The sequence below is a fragment of the Rheinheimera sp. genome, from assembly GCF_030824435.1.
GTDB lineage: Bacteria > Pseudomonadota > Gammaproteobacteria > Enterobacterales > Alteromonadaceae > Pararheinheimera.
Map to the genome: position 1 here is coordinate 57,567 of NZ_JAVBXS010000016.1, position 15,255 is coordinate 72,821.

Sequence of the window (15,255 nt, forward strand, 5' to 3'; positions counted from 1 at the left end):
TTCAGATAAAACAAGTAAAATCAAACGATTACAGTAAATCTTATTCAAAAATCTGACAAGACATTACAAATATTTGTAAAAATACCCTGTTTAGTTAAAAAAAAGGATGAGTGCTATGACTCATCCTTTTTGCTCGAACAACAACAGGCGTTATTTTGCCAGGCTTAACAACAAACTGTTTAAGCGGCTGACAAAACCAGCCGGGTTTTTCAGGCTGCCACGTTCTGCCAATAAGGCTTGATCAAGCAACACTTCGGCCCACTGTTTAAAGCGGCTTTCGTCTTGTTCATCGGCAATATGTTTCACCAGCTGATGTTCAGGGTTCAGTTCAAAAATAGGTTTCACTTCAGGCACTTTCTGGCCAACAGACTCCATCAGTTTGATCATCTGAGTGCTCATATCAAACTCGTCTGTCACCACACAAGCCGGGCTGTCAGTTAAACGGTGGCTGACTTTGACATCTTTCACCTGCTCCGCCAAAGCGGCTTTAAACCGAACAGCTACCGAGGCAAACTGCTGTTCAGCTTCAGCCTGGGCTTTTTTGGTTTCTTCATCATCCAATTTGGATAAATCCAGACCACCTTTGGCAACAGAACGCAGTTTTTTACCATCAAATTCAGTCAGATGCTGCATCAGCCATTCGTCAATACGCTCTGACAATAACAGCACTTCAATGCCTTTTTTACGCAACACTTCCAGGTGCGGACTGTGTTTAGCCGCTTCATAACTATCGGCCACCAGGAAATAAATCTCGTCCTGACCTTCTTTCATCCGGCTGATATAAGCTTCGAGCCCGACTTTTTGTTCACTGCTGTCTTCATGGGTTGACGCAAAACGCAGCAGTTTGGCAATGGTTTCTTTATTGGCAGCGTCTTCCGCCGGGCCTTCTTTGATCACCTGACCAAACTCATTCCAGAAGCTCTGGTATTCGCTTTGATCTTCGGCTTTGGCCATTTTTTCCAGCATTTTCAGCACACGCGAAGTGCAGCCTTTACGCAGGCTTTGCGTCACTTTGGTGTCTTGTAAAATTTCACGCGATACGTTCAATGGCAGGTCGCTTGAATCCAGTACACCTTTGATAAAACGCAGGTAACTTGGCATAAACTGTTCAGCGTCGTCCATGATAAACACACGCTGCACATAGAGTTTCAGGCCATGACGGGCTTCACGGTTCCATAAATCAAAAGGCGCTTTTTTCGGCACATATAACAAACTGGTGTAGTTGCTGTTGCCTTCCACTTTGTTGTGGCTCCAGCTCAGCGGCTCTGTCCAGTCGTGCGAAATATGTTTATAAAATTCCTGATATTCGTTGTCTGACACTTCAGATTTGTCGCGCATCCAAAGGGCAGTGGCTTTGTTCACTGCTTTCCAATAGCCTTCGGTTGCCGGAATTTTTTCGCCGTCTTCGCCATCACGCTCTGGCGTGCCCTCTTCCCACATTTGCACCGGAATAGAAATATGGTCGGAGTATTTAGTAACAATACTTTCCACTTTCCAGCTGGTTAAAAATTCGGTTTCGCCTTCGCGTAAATGCAGAATAATGTCGGTACCACGGCTGTCTTTGACAATAGGGCTGATACTGTATTCGCCTTCACCTGCCGATTCCCATTCCACCGCGCTGTCTGCTGCTGCACCTGCTTTGCGGGTACGGACTGTGACTTTGTCGGCGACAATAAAAGCCGAATAAAAACCAACACCAAACTGACCAATCAGCTGGGAATCTTTGCTGGCTTCGCCGGATAACTGCGAGAAAAATTCTTTAGTGCCAGATTTGGCAATAGTGCCTAAGTGACTGATCACTTCATCCCGCGTCATACCAATGCCGTTGTCGCTGATGGTGATGGTTTTGGCGCTTTCATCCAGGCTGATACGAACCCGCAGTTCGCCGTCATTGTTATATAAGCTGCTGTCAGATAAAGCTAAAAAGCGTAATTTATCGGCGGCATCAGAGGCGTTGGACACCAGTTCACGCAGGAAAATTTCTTTATTTGAATACAACGAATGGATCATTAACTGCAGCAGTTGTTTTACTTCAGCCTGAAAGCCATGCGTTTGTTTTTGTGTTGTTTCAGTCATGTACCGCTCCTGTTTAACATTGTTGTGCCAAAGTGCACGACAAAATCCGGATCATCAGAATTAAAAAGCAAAGATATAAAACCGCTGTTGCTGATTGTTGTCATTCAACAGCTAAAGGTTTTGGGCTGACTGCTATATGGGGGAGCGATAAAAAAGTTTCAAGGGGAAACCCTGTTTTTAGCAGGGATAAAGCCATGGCCAGAAGCTATGGCTTAATATTATAAAATTAAAGATTCAACAACTGCTTAAACGTGTTTTCAGAAAGGTTTACGGCCACTAAAAGCGTAAGACAAAGTGCTGCCGTCAACATACTCTAACTCACCACCAACCGGCATACCCTGCGCCAGGCGCGACACCTGAATTTGATGTTTTTTACAAAGGTCCGCAATGTAAAAAGCAGTGGCATCGCCTTCAATAGTCGGGTTAGTCGCCAGAATGACTTCCTGCACCGAACCTGCTGCAAGCTGTTGTGCCAATAAATCCAGGCCAAGCTCCATCGGACCTATACCATCAAGCGGTGACAACTGGCCACGCAACACAAAATAACGGCCGGAAAAAAGGCCTGTCTGTTCAATGGCATATAAATCGGCGGCGCTGGCAACCACACAAAGTAGCGGACTTTGGCCGCGCACCGGGTGACGGCACAAATCACAAATGTCGCTTTCAGAAAAAGTACGGCACTGTGTGCAATGCCCTACTTTTTCCATGGCCTGACCCAGCACTTTGGCCAGCATCACCCCACCTTCGCGGTTACGTTCCAGCAGCTGATAAGCCATCCGCTGGGCCGATTTAGGCCCAACAGAAGGTAAAACCCGCAGCGCATCAATAAGTTGCTGCACCAAGGGTGTATGTTTTGCCATACCGGAACGTCCTTCTGAAACAATAAACTGAATTAAAACGGCATCTTAAAGCCTGGTGGTAATTGCATACCGCCGGCAACGCCAGCCATTTTTTCTTTGCTGGTTTCTTCGACACGGCGCACAGCGTCGTTAATAGCTGCCGCAATTAAGTCTTCCAGCATGTCTTTGTCATCCTGCATCAGGCTGTCGTCAATGCTGACACGACGTACATTGTGATTGCCAAGCATAGTGACTTTGACCATACCGGCGCCGGCTTCACCCGTGACTTCCAGCTTGGCGATTTCGTCTTGTGCACGCTGCATTTTTTCCTGCATAGCCTGCGCCTGTTTCATGATGTTACCCATGCCACCTTTAAACATAATTGTGCTCTCTTTTGTTGGTTCAGCCTGCTTGCTGCTGTTTTGTCTGTTTGCAGCTACCGCTAAGGCAGTGCAGTGGACTGCGGGGCAACCAGTGCCCAGCCGTTGTCATAGTGGCGACACGATAATCAGAATGCACTGAAAATACAAGAGAGGCTGGGTTAAGCGTTGTGTTTTACGGCAATCTGCCGGCTTAGCCAAACAGAGCGCACTATGCAGCTGCAACCTCAAGCTACAGTCCCGGCCACAGCGCTTAACCAACTGTCAGCGTGTCAGGCAATAATTCAGCGCCAAACTGCTGCTGCATCGCCTGCACCAATGGATCTTGTGACAATACTGCGCTGACGTAGCGCCTGCGCGCTTCATCAATCCGCTGCTGAATAGCCAGCGGGCAATCTGGTACCACATCAACAAATTCAACAGTTAAGCTAAGTTCCACACCAAAAGACGCCGACAACACCTGCGCCAGCGTCTGGCGGTTTTTGTCGTTATCCAGATGGCGCTGACTGCTGCTGACTTTCAGCAACAGCTGGTGATCCTGTAGCTGCGGGCTGGCGTGCAGCAGGAATAACCGCATCAAACCACCGATAGCAAGCTGATCGATACGGGCCGCCCAGCTATCGACCTGACTGGCAAAACGCACGGCAAAATTATGGGCGCCAATCACACCATCAAACTCCATCACCTGCCCAAGGGCTTCGGCCGATAATTCAGGTTGTTCAATGGCCTCAGCAGAAAAATCAGTATTTTCTTCAATTACTTGCAAGCTATCTAACAAAGCATGACGGATAGGAGCAGCAGTGCCACCTGTCGCTGCGTCTGACGTTGGTTCTGTCGATGCTGGCTCTTCTGCCGCCTGATATTGTTGCCAGGCCCAGTCACCACCAGCACTGTCTGCGACTGGATCAGGTTCGTCGTCTGAATCATCCTGATGAACCACCGGAGCCAAAGCAGAATGTGACCTGATCTGAGCTTCTTCATCAGCACCTTCTTCTTCTAACGCAGCTTGGGTATGCCATTCATCCAGCGGCACATTTTGGCACTCTGCAGACGCTGTGCTAAGGCTTGCCATCAATAGCGGTGTTTCTATAACCTGTTGCGGCTCTTGTGAAAGTGCGGGCTGGCTCTGCACGGACGGCGCAGTTATTGTACCTTTTACCTCTGTGACACTTTGCCCTTCGCTGGCTGTCGCTGCTGCATGACTATGTTGCTGCTGAGCTAACGGCGCTGCTGTTCTGTGGTTTTGAACAGCTTGTGCTGGCGCCAGCTGGCGCTCAGACTTTTTTCCACCATCAGCTCCAGAGTCGGCTGCGGTAATTGTCGCGGCGCCAGTGGGCGGCAGCGCTGAAGACATACCACGGCGCGCCAGAATACTTGCTGTAACAGGGTCCACCGCCGGGCTGTTGCTGCTTGTATTTGTCGTTATTGTGCTTGTTGTGGCAGCCTGTGACGTTGCTGTATTGACCACAACATTGTGTGCAGCGGCATCAATCACCGCAGTGGCATGATGTTCTGATGCAGGTGCCAAAGTCTGAGCTGTTGCAGCTGAAAGTTGTGCAACTGCACCATGTATAGAGCCATCTTCGACCGCCTGCGCTGTGACATGGCCGGCAGAATCCGCCGTTAAAGGTGTTGCCGCTGGCGCAGCAACAACAGCATGTTGTGGTTTTAATTCGACAGCCACTGTTGTTGTCATGGCCGGAATACCTGCGGCACTGAGCGCTGCGGCTCTGCCACTTTGCTGTTGTTCCTGCGGTAATTCATGACCAGTCGCTGGCACAAAAGCAATAGCGCGTAATAACGCCATCTCAAGGCCAATACGTTGATCCGGCGCATAAGCTAAATCTTTTTTGCCACTGAGTAACAGCTGGTAATACAGCTGAATGCTTTCAGCTGAATGGGTTTTGGCAACTGCCCTGACAAAAGCAGATTCGGTCAGAGCCAGTTCGGCAGCATTCAGCTGGAACTGGCACAAAGCCGCCAGATGTAACAGCGCCAGCATATCGTCCAATACCGACTGATATTGGCTATGCTGCGCTATCAGTTGCATCAGATGTTGTTGCATCATAGCCAGGTCGCGGTTCAGCACGTCCTGCAACAGCAGTTCTGCCCAGGATTGCTCCAGCAAACCCAGCATTTCCCGCACCGGCCCAAGTGCAATCTGACCATTGGTTTGGGCTATCGCCTGATCGGTTAAACTCAGCGAATCGCGCAAACTGCCTTTGGCAGCACGTGCCAGCAAAGCCAAAGCTTCATCTTCAGCCTGAATATGTTCTTGCCCCAGGATATAGGCCAAATGTTGTTTGATCTGGCTTTGGCTTAAGGCTTTTAAACTAAATTGCAAACAACGCGATAACACCGTAATAGGCAATTTTTGTGGATCTGTGGTCGCCAGTAAAAACTTCACATGTGGTGGCGGTTCTTCCAGCGTTTTCAGCAGTGCATTAAAACTGTGTTTCGACAGCATATGCACTTCATCTATCAGATAAACCTTATAACGACCGCGGCTTGGCGCGTATTGCACATTGTCGAGTAAATCACGGGTGTCTTCTACTTTGGTGCGGGACGCTGCGTCAATTTCCAGTAAATCAACAAAATAACCTTTGTCGATTTCAGTACATGCACTACAGACACCACAAGGCGTGGCAGTGACACCTTTTTCGCAGTTTAAACTTTTAGCAAAAATGCGGGCTATGGTGGTTTTACCAACACCGCGGGTACCGGTAAAAAGATAAGCATGATGCAGGCGGTTTTGGTTTAGCGCGTTAATTAAGGCAGCTTTGACATGATCCTGCCCCACCAGCTGGGCAAAATTCTGCGGCCGCCATTTACGCGCTAACACCTGATAACTCATCTGCCTTCCTTTATTGCCTGAATGACATTAAGGCGCATAAAGCGCCACGTCAAAACCGCTTAATGACCGGCAAAATCAATCAGGGCGTAAACCTTTAAATGTAATGCCGCCAGACGTTTGTCACCGCCAAGGTCGGGCAAATTCACGACAAAAGCCGCATCCGCCACTTCACCACCTAAACGGCGCACCAACTGTGTTGTGGCATCAATAGTACCACCAGTTGCCAATAAATCGTCAACTAACAATACTTTATCACCGGGAACTATAGCGTCGGTATGAATTTCCAGCGTGTCTTCACCGTACTCCAACTGATAACTCTGAGCAATACGTTCACGGGGCAATTTACCCGGTTTGCGTACCGGCACAAAAGCAACACCCAGCGCATAAGCCAGCGGCGCACCAAAAATAAAACCGCGGGATTCGGTACCAATAATTTTGGTAAAACCCTGATTGGCATAATGTTGTTTAAAATTATCGATGACTGCAGCAAAAGCCTGAGGATCTTGCATCAGGCTGGTGACATCACGGAACAAAATGCCTGGTTTTGGATAATCCGGCACTGCTTTAATGACTTTTTCCAGCATCCGGGTAAATTCTGTAGGCTTATTCATCAAACCATCACTCTCATTATTCAATTGTCATAAGGTCAAAAGTTGTACTGACAAAAAAACCGCCTAACGGCGGTTTTGCTGACTCAGGGTTCACTTAACCGAGAATTTGCAGCCAGCGTAAAATTGGCACCAGACACAACAGGCCCACAAACACTGCGATAAAACCTAAAAATTGAGCCACACCAAAAGACTCTTTAAAATTCTCGTCTGCCATTGTGTTTTCCCACTGCAAAAGGGCTAAAAGAAAGGCCGATATGGTAATGAATTTTAGTCCGCTTGGAAAGCTCGGATCACGCCTTTTCGCGCAAATCCGCTGAATAATTCAGCGACTCCGGCCATAAGCTCTGTAGCAACTGCATCCGGCATTAATTGTTGCAAGCCGGACACCACAGAGCGCAGTGTTAAACCTGCTGAATTTGCCAGTATTTGCATGGCACTGGCACTGAGTTGATTCAGGCTGACAAATTTCACTTCATCCTCAAGATTACGGTACATCAGTAAATAATAAGGACCTTCTGCCTTGGTTGGCTGAAATTCGCTGCTGATCTGCATCACCGGATATTGATAACAAAGCAGCAGCGCTAATGCAGAAAATTGCAGTGGTGTATCTGCTGTTATTTCTGCACAACAGGGTGTGCTTTCTGCTGTTGTGCTGGTGGCAAGGTAAAGCTCCAGCCATTCATAATGGGCCAGTTCTATGGCAAAAGCCGGATCTGTTGCAGTTAAAGCTTCTGTGCTGAACCATTGAAAAAAACCGGCTGCGATGTCGAGAAAATAAGGGCTTTCCAACTGACTGTTGGCAAAAAACCGCCGTAGTTTTTGTTGCCACTGCGCTGCCGGATATAACGACTGCAATACCGGAAAAGCACTGTTAACAAAATTCTGTACATTATTAAAAAACAACTCCTGATACACCGCCATTCTTGCTGCGTTCACTCCGGCAGGCGCAGTTTGCGCCGGATCCCGGATGGCGGCAGCAAACTGGTGTTGCAGCTGCTGAAATTCCTGTGTGGGTTTTGTCATGCCATCACCCTTTGCTGACAAGCTTTAATTTGCCAAAGCTCGGCCTCCAGCACCTGCATCGGCGGCAGATGAAAATCACGTTCCAGCAAAGTCGGAAATACACCATGACACTGGTATGCATGCGCCAGCAACTGCCAGACAGCTTTGCACACAGCGGCGCCGTGGGTGTCTATCAATAAAGATTCATCCTGCTGGTAATGACCGGCAATATGACCATACACAATACGTTTCGACGGCAAAGCGGCAATAAAATCACCGGCGTTATACCCGTGATTGATGCTGTTGACATACACATTGTTCACATCAAGCAACAAGGCGCAATCGGCTTGCTGCAGCACTTCGAGGGTAAATTCCAGCTCCGACATTTCCTGGCCTGGCGCCGCATAATAAGACACGTTTTCCACCACCAGTTGCCGGCCTAAAATATCCTGCACTTGCCTGATACGCTCTGCGGTATAACGGGCAGCTGCCAGAGTAAAAGGAATAGGCATTAAATCGTACAGGTGACCGCCTGCCGAACAATAACTTAAATGTTCGCTATAAAGTTTAATTTGATGTTGTTGCAAAAAGGCTTTCACAGCTTTGATAAAATCCAGATCCAGCGGATCCGGACTACCAAGCGACAAACTCAGGCCATGGCAGGCAAAACTATAACGTTCGGTCAGGGCGCGAAACTGCTTCGCGAGCGCCCCGCCGAAAGGTAACCAGTTTTCCGGTGCAACTTCAAAAAAATCAATCACCTCTGCTTTTGCTGTTGTGACAGAGCCCAGCATTTCCCGCCTAAGCCCTAAACCAACACCGGAAACTGTGTTCATCTCAGTTCATACCACCACATTTACCTTCACCACACTTACCTTCACCACATTTACCTTCTTTGGCTTTATCTGTGGTGGCTGCTTTGTCTGTGGCTTTGTCGGCCATTTTATCGCCACCACATTTGCCTTCACCACATTTGCCTTCTTTCGCTTTATCCGCTGTGGCAGCTTTGTCAGCGCCACATTTGGCTTCTTTGCTTTTATCGTCTGTTTTGGCCTTGTCGGCACCACAGGCTGCTTCAGCTGCACTTAACTGATAACCTGCTGCCAGTTCAGTGGCCTGAAAAGTAGTGGCACTGACCGCTGTTGTGATAGAACCCAATACTAAAACGCCTACTGCAGAAACAACTTTTTTATTAAAAGTGCTCATGATGAAATTCCTTATTGCCTGTTGGTTAAACAAAGGGTGGAAGTGTCAACCTGCAAGGTCAGCCACTGCAATGATAAAGACCCGGCAGTCTTCGTAAAAATTTCACTGCATAACAAGAAATATTTTATCTGCCATCTGGCAGGCCTGACACCAGATCCTTGCCGTTATTATTGTGCTTTTTCAGTAAGTTTTGATCTGTATCAGAGCATAGTGTAACGCCAAAGCTCAGAATGCAACGATGATACATGCACCTGACAGAGGTTTGTTATGCCACAGTCTTTGACACCCAGGCTCAGAGCCCAGCTACTGGAAGAAGTTCAGCAACAAAGAGCAGCTATATACCAATATCTGCAACATGGGCCACAGGCACAATACAGCGACTTATTGCTGAAACTGGAAAGTCATCCGCTCAGTCACTGGCCGGAACTACTAAGTCAATGGCTGACACCTGAGCTGGAAGCAAAAACCAGGCGGCTTGAAGCCATTCAGGCAGCATTGAGCCAAATGGATATGGGACTTTATGGGTTGTGTTGCGACTGCGATAGCAGAATTGAGCGCCATTTGTTAGTGCAGGACCCGGCGCGCCAGCGTTGCGCTCATTGTGAACAGAGTTATCAGGACAAAGAACATCACCGCAACAGGCTGAACTGACAGCAAGCAGATTTAATGGTAATTTGAGCTCTTTCTCGACGTTTTACGATGAGTGGTGTTATGTCGTATCAGATCCAGTTGCAACAAGCCTTTGCCGCTTTGCAAAACGGCCAGCTGGCACAAGCTTTTCAAACAGCCCAGCTGGTGTTGCAAAACCAGCCGGAACAGCCGGATGCACTGCATTTGCTGGCCCTGGTGGCCAGACAACAACAAAATCATGCAGCGGCGCTGATGTTCTTTAAGCGCAGCCTTCAAGCACAACCTAAACAAGCGGTGGTCTGGAGTAACTACGCCAACTTATTGCTGCTGATGCAACATCTGGACGAAGCGGAACAGGCGTATCAGCAGGCGTTAACACTTGCAGCCGATTTTGCCGATTGCTGGGCCAACGCTGCCGCTTTGGCATTGCGTCAACACAACATTGTGCTGGCGCTGGAGCGCATTTCCACAGCATTAAAATTACAGCCAGCATCGGTGCGCTTCCTCAGTATTAAAGCCGACATTCTGAAAGCTTCAGCTCAGCTGCAACAAGCACTTGCTGTTTATGACGAAGCTCTGGCGATAGCACCGGATAATTTTTATTGCTGGCATAACAAAGGGGCGTTATTGCGCCAGCTTGATAAGCCGGCAGAAGCGTTAGCCTGTTTTGCCAACATAGTGACACAAGGTCAGCATAGTCCTGAATATCATTTTAACCGCGCTTGTGCAGCGGCAGATTGTGGCGATTACTGCCTGGCAGAGTCCGAATGGCTGGCCGCACTGGCGTTAAAACCCGACTATATTGATGCCCATTTATCATTAAATAACTTTTATTGGGAGCATCAAAAAACTGCACAGTTTTTACAATCTTTCCAGAAAAGTCTGCAACAACAGCCCGATTCCGCCCCTTTGGTTTACCACTACGCCAGCCGGCTGATTAACTCGCAACAACAGGAAGCTGCAGAACAAGTGTTACGCGAAGGTCTTCAGCGCCTGGGGCCTCATCCTGAGCTGCTACACGCCTTGGGTGCACAGTACAGCAAAAAAGGTTTATTGGATCAGGCACAACAATTAACCCGTCAGGCCCTGGCACAACGGCCTGACCACAGCAGGTTCCGTATTGATCTGGCCAATTATCTGATGCAACAAGGTGACTATCAGCAAGCCTTAACAGAACTTGCCAAAGCCCAGCAGACAGAAGCGGATAATCAGGAGATCTGGGCTTATCAGGGCACGTGCTGGCGTCTGCTGGAGGACCCAAGGCATCATTGGCTTAATGATTACCAGCGTTTGGTACAGTCTTTTTTATTACCAGCTCCCCAGGGTTATGATAACCGCGAGCATTTTTTATCTGAACTGAATACTGCTGTACGGGCACTGCATACCAGCAGGCAACAACCTTTGGATCAGAGTGTGCGCGGCGGGACTCAAACCATAGGCCGCTTATTGGCGGAACCGGCACGCGCCATTCAGGATTTCCGCCTGCTGCTGGAGCAACAGATCAGGCAGTACCTGATGACACTGCCCAAAGATAACACTCACCCACTGTTGCGGCGTAATCAACAACAATTTCAAATTGTTGGCAGCTGGTCGGTGCGACTGCAACAAGCTGGGTATCACAGCAATCATGTACATCCGCAAGGTTGGTTATCAGCCTGTACCTATCTTGAAGTTCCCCCGGCTATCACGGCAAAAGATGAACAACGTCAGGGCTGGTTAAAACTGGGTGAAACCTGCCTGGGCCTGGGTGCCAGAGAGCAGGTTGCCAGAGCTATCTGCCCGGAACCCGGACTTGTGGTGTTATTTCCAAGTTACACCTGGCACGGTACTTATCCTTTTAGTGGCGATGGCAGCAGAATGACAGCACCTTGTGATATTTCACCAGGCTAAACAACAGGGCGGACTGTAATCACTGCCCCGCCCTGTGGCCGCTTTTTATGTCGTGTTGGGTCAAACAACAGCACAGGATGTGCAGTCCGGTTTATCCGGCAACTCCGGCTGAAAGAACTTTGAAGCCAAATTTTAATTTATCCTGTCGTCGCATTTAAATCGCCGCTATCGCTACCTCTGCTGACTCAGCGCTTTGTAACAACAAACATAAAAGTACCTTGAGCAACGGCCATTATTGCAGCTTTGCTAAACACAACCCGGTTGCAGCTGGTGGCGCTGGTCTATTGTTTGTTCTGTCTGGCGACTTGTCAGATCAGCCAAGGTACAAAGCTTCGGCAAATAACAAGCAAAAAAAAAACCAAACGCAAGCGTTTGGTTTTTTGTCGGGCCCGTGTCAAACAGGCCCTTATTGTCAGCGTAAATTAGAACTTCACAGTTACGCTGGCGTGTAAGTAACGACCTAAGGTGTCGTAGAAACCAGCAACGGCGTTAGCGTTGCTAGACAGCGTCAGACCAACCATTGGAGGTTCTTTGTCCAGTACGTTGTTTACACCGGCCAGTACAGCTACGTTGTCAGTTAAGTCAAACGAGCCTACTAAGTCCAGGTAGCTTTGTGAAGAGATACCGTCAGCAACTAACTTATCTACTTTCACTTTGCTGGTGTAATCAACAGCACCGAAGTAACGCCATTTAGCAGTAGCTGTCCACCAGTCACCAGTGGTGTAGCTTACTGATGCAGTGTGACGCCATTTTGGCTGAGCAAAACAGTCAGTGCTTACGTTGCCTGAACACTCGTAGTTTGCTCCAGCATCACCAGGTAACGGCGTGTAGTATTTCTTCATGCTACGGCTACCGATTAATTTGGTGGTTAATTTACCGCCAAATACTTCAGTTTCGTAGTTCATGCTTAAGTCAACACCACGCCAGTGACGGTTTGCTAAGTTGATGTTAGTTGCCTGAACAAAACCAGACTCACCAATCCACAGCGAACCACCGTTACCACGTTTTACGTTGTCACAGAATACAGCAGCACCAGTTTCAGCACATTTTTGCAGTGTTAAAGAAGCTGCAATGTTACCGATAACGTCTTCTAACTCGATGTTCCAGTAGTCAACAGAGAAGTTGAAACCTTCAAACGGGTTAGCAACCAAACCTACTGAATAAGTGTCAGCGATTTCTGGAGTCAGCTCTGGGTTACCACCAGCTAACTGGTTGTATTGACCGGCTGGGCTTGCTGCGATAGCACCGTATTGAGCAGCAGTTACACCAGTGTTAGCACACTGAGCAGCGCTTAATGCAGGAGCTGCACCAGCACATGGGTCGATACCGCCCCACAGACCGATGTTTTGTTCTGCGAACAGTTCACCTACGTTTGGTGCACGTACAGCACGGTTGTAGCTGGCGCGGATTTTCCAATCTTCGATTGGGGTCCAGTCCAGTTCAACTTTGTAAGTAGGCTCGCTACCTGAAGTTGAATAATCTGAATAACGACCACCCAGACCTACAGTGATGTCTTTGGCAATAGCAGCATCTTCAACCAGAGGAATGCTTAATTCACCGAACACTTCTTTAACAGTGTAACCACCGTTCAGGCTCTTGGTTGGGCCACCTTGACCTAACAGAGAACCTTGAGAGAATACTTCGTCCGCTGTACGGCCGAAACGCTCTTGACGGTGTTCTAAACCTAATACAGCAGCTACTGGTAAAGAATGAGAAGGCAGGTTGAAGCCCAGGTCACCACTTACGAAGCCGTTTAATACTGTTTGTGAAGTAACACCACGTAAAATTGCAGTGCCTTTTAACGCATCAGCAGCTTCAGCAGTTACACCACCAAACTGGAACACATTGTATGGCAGGTCGCTGGTAACAGTGTTAGGTACACCGTCGATAGCTACAGCACCAATCGCCGGGCCGATACGTGGACCGAAGAAGTCGTTTAAGTATGCAGCGCTAGAAGAAGTTACACCGTGCAGGAAAGAAGCGTCATAGCTCCAGCTGTCGTTGATGATACCTTCGATACCAGTCACGATACGGAAAGACGTGAACTCGAGGTCTGATGCACGAGCACCACCTTCAGTGTTACGTTTACCGATCAGCATGTTGACTTGTTGTGTATCAGCACCGTACAGACTGCGGAACTGAGCACGTTGGGCATCAGAGAACAGTGGGTTATTGATATCCATTGTGTATTCTTCACCGAAGAAAGTACCTGACTCAGCGATCTGAGCGTTAGTACGGTCGTTCATGAAGCTTGTTTCTACATATGGACGCGCATATTCGTTGATTTCGTAGTTAGCGAAAGCACCAAATGTATAACGCTCATCCGGACGCATAAAGTGGTTAACTGGTGCATAGTTGTATGCATTATCAACGCTAGGAATAAACTGGCTACCGCTGTTTAAAGTCCAGAATTTGGTGTAATCGATACCATCGCCACCATCTGATTCAGCACGGCCAATATAGAAGTTAGGGTTAGGAGCTGTACCTGAACCACCACAAGCTGTGCCTGGATCGTTTAATGCACAAGAAGAATAATCGCGTGTACCTTGACGCATTTCGTCAACATTACGCCATGTAGCATAAGCAGTGATATGACCTTTAGTACCAATATCACCACCAACTGTCAGGTCGATGTTGTTGGTTTTGCCGTCAAAACCGCTGTCGCCTTTTGGATAGCTGAATTTACGTTTATCCATCAGGTCCTGAATGTATTTGTTGTCGTTGTTGTGCTGGTAACCAGACACACCAGACGTCAGCTCAATACCTTCGAAATCTTTTTTCATCACGAAGTTAACGACACCGGCAACAGCGTCAGCACCGTAAGTTGCTGAACCACCACCAGTTAATACTTCAACACGCTCAACCAGCGCAGATGGGATTTGGTTAACGTCTGGCGCACCAGCGTTATATACACCACCGGCCTGCAGACGACGACCGTTCACCAGTACCAGAGTACGTTGTGAACCCATACCACGTAAGTCGAGTGTCGCGTTACCAGATGCGCCGTTGGCCTGGAAAGAAGTTTCAGAAGCTTCGATTTGTGGCAAGCTGTTCATCAGATCTTCAATGCGGGTGAAGCCTGACAGTTTAATTTCTTCTGAAGAGGTAATTTGTACCGGGCTTGCAGTCTCAACATCAACACGTTTGATCCGTGAGCCTGTAATTTCAATACGTTCAACTTTTTTCGCAGCATCTTCTTCTTCCGCAGCAAAGGCGTTAGAAGCAGAGAACATCGCGGTAGATGCAGCGCCAAATGCGAGGGCAATGCGCACAGCTTTTGCAGTTTTATGGTTATTAAACATTCTTATCTCCCTGGATCACTTAATCGTGATTTTGTTGTGTAGTAAGTCACTTTCGCAGCCTGCTGCTGACGACTCCGGTTTGATCCCGGAGGTGGACTGCCCGATAATAAGGTGATTTTTTTGCGAGGGTCAATCGCTTTTACATAAATTCGTACAAAAAAAATGTTGATGGATTGAACTTTTTCCGACAACCCCGCACCAAGCAGCTCGTTTTTTCAGCAGCAATGTAAACAACGGGCCACTCTGTCTGCCACTGCCAATGCAAAAACTGTTTTCCTGATGTTCAAACATCCGGAATAAATATAAACAAAAACAATTAAAAACAATAACATAAAATCAGGCACCAACAAAAAATTGCTGGTCCGTATAAAAAAGCGTACATAAATTCCTGTTCTGTTAGCTGACACTCATCAGACCTGTGCCAAGTCATCAGAAAATCCCGTTTGCCTGTGCCGGCATCGCTTT

11 protein-coding genes are annotated in these 15,255 nt (G+C 48.0%); 2 read left to right on the top strand and 9 right to left on the bottom strand.

The genetic code is table 11. The annotated features are described in order from the left end of the window. Nucleotides 1–150 precede the first annotated feature (150 nt). From htpG to RCH83_RS02620, 8 genes are all read right to left on the bottom strand, one after another. Entirely contained in the window at nucleotides 151–2,076 is a 1,926-nt protein-coding gene (gene htpG / locus RCH83_RS02585) for a molecular chaperone HtpG (RefSeq protein WP_306518735.1), read from the bottom strand. Nucleotides 2,077–2,333: 257 nt separating this feature from the next. Then, nucleotides 2,334–2,936: a recombination mediator RecR gene (recR, locus tag RCH83_RS02590; RefSeq protein WP_306518737.1), complete on the bottom strand. Its 603-nt coding sequence runs from the start codon at nucleotides 2,934–2,936 to the stop codon at nucleotides 2,334–2,336. 32 nt (nucleotides 2,937–2,968) lie between these two features. Then, the gene (locus RCH83_RS02595; protein WP_306518739.1) at nucleotides 2,969–3,295 is read right to left on the bottom strand and encodes a YbaB/EbfC family nucleoid-associated protein; all 327 of its coding nucleotides are present in this window, start codon (nucleotides 3,293–3,295) and stop codon (nucleotides 2,969–2,971) included. Between the two features lie 253 nt (nucleotides 3,296–3,548). After that, entirely contained in the window at nucleotides 3,549–6,149 is a 2,601-nt protein-coding gene (gene dnaX / locus RCH83_RS02600; protein WP_306518741.1) for a DNA polymerase III subunit gamma/tau, read from the bottom strand. 59 nt (nucleotides 6,150–6,208) lie between these two features. Further along, nucleotides 6,209–6,760 carry an adenine phosphoribosyltransferase gene (apt, locus tag RCH83_RS02605; protein WP_306518743.1) on the bottom strand — a complete coding sequence of 184 codons (552 nt, stop codon included), beginning with the start codon at nucleotides 6,758–6,760 and terminating at the stop codon, nucleotides 6,209–6,211. Nucleotides 6,761–7,027: 267 nt separating this feature from the next. Next, entirely contained in the window at nucleotides 7,028–7,783 is a 756-nt protein-coding gene (locus tag RCH83_RS02610) for a DUF2063 domain-containing protein (RefSeq protein WP_306518745.1), read from the bottom strand. Further along, complete coding sequence (locus RCH83_RS02615; protein WP_306518747.1) at nucleotides 7,780–8,598, bottom strand: DUF692 domain-containing protein; 819 nt, start codon at nucleotides 8,596–8,598, stop codon at nucleotides 7,780–7,782. The genes RCH83_RS02610 and RCH83_RS02615 overlap by 4 nt, the downstream gene beginning before the upstream one ends. A 1-nt stretch (nucleotide 8,599) precedes the next feature. Next, nucleotides 8,600–8,968: a hypothetical protein gene (locus tag RCH83_RS02620; protein ID WP_306518749.1), complete on the bottom strand. Its 369-nt coding sequence runs from the start codon at nucleotides 8,966–8,968 to the stop codon at nucleotides 8,600–8,602. A 267-nt stretch (nucleotides 8,969–9,235) separates the two neighbouring features. Between RCH83_RS02620 and RCH83_RS02625 the strand changes: the two genes are divergently transcribed. Beyond that, nucleotides 9,236–9,619 (top strand): hypothetical protein, encoded by a 384-nt coding sequence (locus RCH83_RS02625; RefSeq protein WP_306518751.1) that lies wholly within the window; start codon nucleotides 9,236–9,238, stop codon nucleotides 9,617–9,619. A 60-nt stretch (nucleotides 9,620–9,679) separates the two neighbouring features. Further along, the gene (locus tag RCH83_RS02630) at nucleotides 9,680–11,488 is read left to right on the top strand and encodes a tetratricopeptide repeat protein (protein WP_306518753.1); all 1,809 of its coding nucleotides are present in this window, start codon (nucleotides 9,680–9,682) and stop codon (nucleotides 11,486–11,488) included. Between the two features lie 422 nt (nucleotides 11,489–11,910). Here RCH83_RS02630 and RCH83_RS02635 read toward each other — a convergent pair whose 3' ends face one another. Beyond that, a complete protein-coding gene (locus tag RCH83_RS02635; protein WP_306518755.1) occupies nucleotides 11,911–14,790 on the bottom strand; it encodes a TonB-dependent receptor domain-containing protein in 2,880 nt (959 codons plus the stop codon). Between the last annotated feature and the right edge of the window lie 465 nt (nucleotides 14,791–15,255).

Bases quoted from the DNA above. Each gene is read 5' to 3' on its own strand.
- recR (WP_306518737.1), bottom strand. From the start codon at position 2,936: ATGGCAAAACATACACCCTTGGTGCAGCAACTTATTGATGCGCTGCGG.
- RCH83_RS02615 (WP_306518747.1), bottom strand. From the start codon at position 8,598: ATGAACACAGTTTCCGGTGTTGGTTTAGGGCTTAGGCGGGAAATGCTG.
- RCH83_RS02595 (WP_306518739.1), bottom strand. From the start codon at position 3,295: ATGTTTAAAGGTGGCATGGGTAACATCATGAAACAGGCGCAGGCTATG.
- apt (WP_306518743.1), bottom strand. From the start codon at position 6,760: ATGAATAAGCCTACAGAATTTACCCGGATGCTGGAAAAAGTCATTAAA.
- RCH83_RS02625 (WP_306518751.1), top strand. From the start codon at position 9,236: ATGCCACAGTCTTTGACACCCAGGCTCAGAGCCCAGCTACTGGAAGAA.
- dnaX (WP_306518741.1), bottom strand. From the start codon at position 6,149: ATGAGTTATCAGGTGTTAGCGCGTAAATGGCGGCCGCAGAATTTTGCC.
- RCH83_RS02620 (WP_306518749.1), bottom strand. From the start codon at position 8,968: ATGAGCACTTTTAATAAAAAAGTTGTTTCTGCAGTAGGCGTTTTAGTA.
- RCH83_RS02630 (WP_306518753.1), top strand. From the start codon at position 9,680: ATGTCGTATCAGATCCAGTTGCAACAAGCCTTTGCCGCTTTGCAAAAC.
- RCH83_RS02635 (WP_306518755.1), bottom strand. From the start codon at position 14,790: ATGTTTAATAACCATAAAACTGCAAAAGCTGTGCGCATTGCCCTCGCA.
- htpG (WP_306518735.1), bottom strand. From the start codon at position 2,076: ATGACTGAAACAACACAAAAACAAACGCATGGCTTTCAGGCTGAAGTA.
- RCH83_RS02610 (WP_306518745.1), bottom strand. From the start codon at position 7,783: ATGACAAAACCCACACAGGAATTTCAGCAGCTGCAACACCAGTTTGCT.